The organism is Sphingomonas sp. 10B4, from assembly GCF_035019905.1.
In the GTDB taxonomy this organism is placed as follows: Bacteria; Pseudomonadota; Alphaproteobacteria; order Sphingomonadales; family Sphingomonadaceae; genus Sphingomonas; species Sphingomonas glacialis.
Genome location: NZ_JASJVC010000135.1, coordinates 1 through 3,009, shown reverse-complemented (window position 1 = coordinate 3,009; position 3,009 = coordinate 1). Strand labels below are relative to the sequence as shown.

General features: G+C 62.2%; 3 protein-coding genes. All 3 read right to left on the bottom strand.

The features are described from left to right. Positions 1-57 precede the first annotated feature (57 nt). Positions 58-180 (bottom strand): hypothetical protein, encoded by a 123-nt coding sequence (locus tag QN347_RS18945; RefSeq protein ID WP_322160966.1) that lies wholly within the window; start codon positions 178-180, stop codon positions 58-60. A 160-nt stretch (positions 181-340) separates the two neighbouring features. Beyond that, positions 341-1,390: a L,D-transpeptidase gene (locus tag QN347_RS18940; RefSeq protein WP_322160964.1), complete on the bottom strand. Its 1,050-nt coding sequence runs from the start codon at positions 1,388-1,390 to the stop codon at positions 341-343. 269 nt (positions 1,391-1,659) lie between these two features. Next, positions 1,660-1,959 (bottom strand): divalent metal cation transporter, encoded by a 300-nt coding sequence (locus QN347_RS18935; protein ID WP_322160962.1) that lies wholly within the window; start codon positions 1,957-1,959, stop codon positions 1,660-1,662. Positions 1,960-3,009 lie beyond the last annotated feature (1,050 nt).

Below are 3,009 nucleotides of genomic sequence, written 5' to 3'. Positions count from 1 at the left end.
GATCATGTTGGAACATGAATCGCTTCCGGACCACAACGCAACCTCTTTTCCGGCTCCTCAATGAGTCAGGCTATACTTCGCCCATTTGGGCGATGTCTCGCCCGACGATGCCGTATCGGTATCGCTCTCGGTCGATGACGCATGGAGGATGGCGGCGGCGGCGTGGGTCCGGTCGTGCATGGGAGTACCTCTGATCGTCGAAGGGTGGGGTAACCGCCTGATCGCCGTTCAGCGCATTGTGCGTCAGCCTCGGAAACTACTCACGAACAGGTGGAAACAACGTAGAACCCCGACACCCATACCGCCGGGAGATCTTTGGCAGCCATTCGTTGGCGCGTGATCAACGCGGCGTTCTGAGCGCTTCGGTCGCGCGGCGCGGGTGATAACCGTCCTGTGTCGGCGGCCTGCTGTCAGCCGCGGTAATAAGCCTGAGCTTCCGACCTACACCGCTGCTCTTGAGTGACGTGCGGGTCACGAGCAGCGTCGTCCCGGGCGTGAGTACCCCGGCGATCGCCACGCGCAGCCCGTTGGGCAAATGCCCCTGCGATCGCTCGGCGATGGTCAGCTCGCTTCCCGCTTGAACCGGTTCGCCGGGCAGCGGCAAGCGCATCCAATGCTCGCCCGCCGCATCGACGCTGCTCAGCGAGAAGGCAACCGTGCGCAGAACGGGCGTATCAAGTTGGATCACGCCCGATCCGATCTCGACGCCGCCCCTCAGGACAATGACGCGATCGTCCTGCCCGCTAATGACTATAGACAGCGGCCCGCTCGGTGCGCGTTCAGGGTGCCAGGCGTAGTCGGCATCCGGCGCGACTGCGCCTTGTTGTGCCTTGAGCAGGCCGGGTGATGGAACTGCAATGGGCACCTCCGCATGGTCGGTAATCACCACGGTCATGCCGAGCGCCGAAATGCCGTACAGCAATTTGGCGAAGGCGAGCGGCAGTCGGATGCAGCCATGTGACGCCGGATAGCCGGGCAAATTCCCTCCATGCAGCGCAATCCCGCCCCAGGTCAGACGTTCCATGAACGGCATCGGCGCGTTGGCGTAAAGATTGGACGCATGCGTCACCGCCTTTTGCAAGACGGTGAAGATCCCAGTAGGCGTGGCATGACCGCGCTTCCCGGTCGATACGGTCGATACGCCGATCTGAACGCCGTTTCGATACGCATGAGCCCGCTGCGTCGTGAGACTGACGATCATTGTGACCGGGCCGGCGGGAGCAAGCTGCGGCGCCCAGAGATAGCCCCCCGGGCGAAGCGCCTCGATCGCGCCATCGGCCGGATTGTTCCCCGGCGGCGGGATTTGCGCGTGCAGGCCCGAGGCCGCACCCGAGAGGAGGACGGCGCACAGCAACTTGAGCGCGGCGCTGCGGACGCTGTGACGCGGCACGATCAGACGATCGTGATAAGATTGGCAACATCGACAGTACCGGTCGCACCCCAAGTCGCGCGTTCGGCGGCGCGGCGTTCGTGCAGCGAACGGACCGTACCTTCAGCGTAACTTTCCCGCCGTCGGCGGTAACCGCGATCGTGTCGGTGTCGAAGAACCACGAGCGGTGCAGCGCGGCGCGAATATCGTCGGCCACCCCCATCACATCGACGCGTGGCTTGATGGTAACGCGGTTGGTGAGACCGGTAACGCCTATCAGCTGTCGCACTTCATGCTCGACGCTCTCCTTCTGAAAATACCACTCTACTTCGCCGCGCGGTAGGATGTCGCCCATGTTCTTGGCGAGGCCCATGCCCGTTCACGCGACCGATATGGGCGCTGACGAGCTGAACGGCGCACATCAGTGGATAGGTGAGCACCAGGGTCCACAGCAGGCCGAACCCGAAATGCGCGCCGGCTTGGGAATAGGTCGCGATACCGCTCGGATCGTCGTCGGCGGCGCCGGTCACGAGTCCGGGCCCAAGCTGTTTGACCATCGCGATCGATCGCGCGCGCCGTCCGATATCCATCTGCGGTCCTTGTTCGCGAGCGCTGACGTCTATCGGCTAGGCGTGCAGGTGCAGGCGGATCGCAAAGAAGTTTGCAGGGCCGCGATCCCGGTTGTAGCCGGGATTGCCGACAAGTTGATAGTCCAGGCTCATGTCTAGCCACTTCGACGAATGCCAGGTTTAATAGAACTCACCGATCGCCTCGGCGCCGGGGGTGCGGCAGAGGACGGTCGCCAACCAGGACCCCGATCCCCCTGCGTCGCGATTGCGCTCATGTTCGCGCGAAATCGCTCACCACCGCTGCGATCGCGATCGTGCCTTTGGCGCGGCCCAGATGCTTGCCGGTGATCTAGACGTCCGCGGCGTCACTGCGGACGATGCTCAATCTCAGCGTCGATCTGATATTGGACGAAACCCTTCTACAAAGTCAGGCCGTTGGATACGGTCGATAGGTTGAAGCCGCCCAGTCATTGCCAAAAAAACAGTCCGTTAGTAACGCGCTATCTTCAGCCGCTTGGAAGATTAATAAGTGTCGGAGTTGGGGAGGAGGAGGCGCCCCGGAATGGCGGCTTGACCGCGATTGTCTTTTTCATTGGGATCGCACGACCGCAACGCCAGCGCCGACGATTGGGCGCAATAGGTGGCTGAGGTCGAACTGCTGCTTGTGACCGACCAAGCTGCACACCGCATCGGACCACCGCAGTACAGGGACGACGACCGTAGCGGGGGAATCTGGCGCTGCGGCCGAGCGCTATAAACTTGCTGACGATCCGCCGCAGCTAGCGATCGTAATGCTGCCGATCGCGCTTGACGCGCAGTCGCGACAGATTGCGTTCTACGCCGCTACGTTCGCTAAATAAGGCCTCGCGCTCGAGAAGCTGACGTCTTTCCGAAAGCTGCCGTCCGGTCAGGCCGTCTGTTTGCGGCAAAGAATGGTGGCGCTTTCGGACGCTGAGGTGACGCATCCGCACATCACGAGAGTTTGCACGTAGCGCGGCTTTGTTGCATAACGTCGCGAGAGCATAACCGCGCTTTTACTTGAAGATGTTATGAGAGGCGGACGGTCACCGG

What these genes read in the sequence shown, in the direction of transcription:
- QN347_RS18945 (WP_322160966.1), bottom strand. Translation starts at nt 180, where the DNA reads ATGCACGACCGGACCCACGCCGCCGCCGCCATCCTCCATGCGTCATCG.
- QN347_RS18935 (WP_322160962.1), bottom strand. Translation starts at nt 1,959, where the DNA reads ATGGATATCGGACGGCGCGCGCGATCGATCGCGATGGTCAAACAGCTT.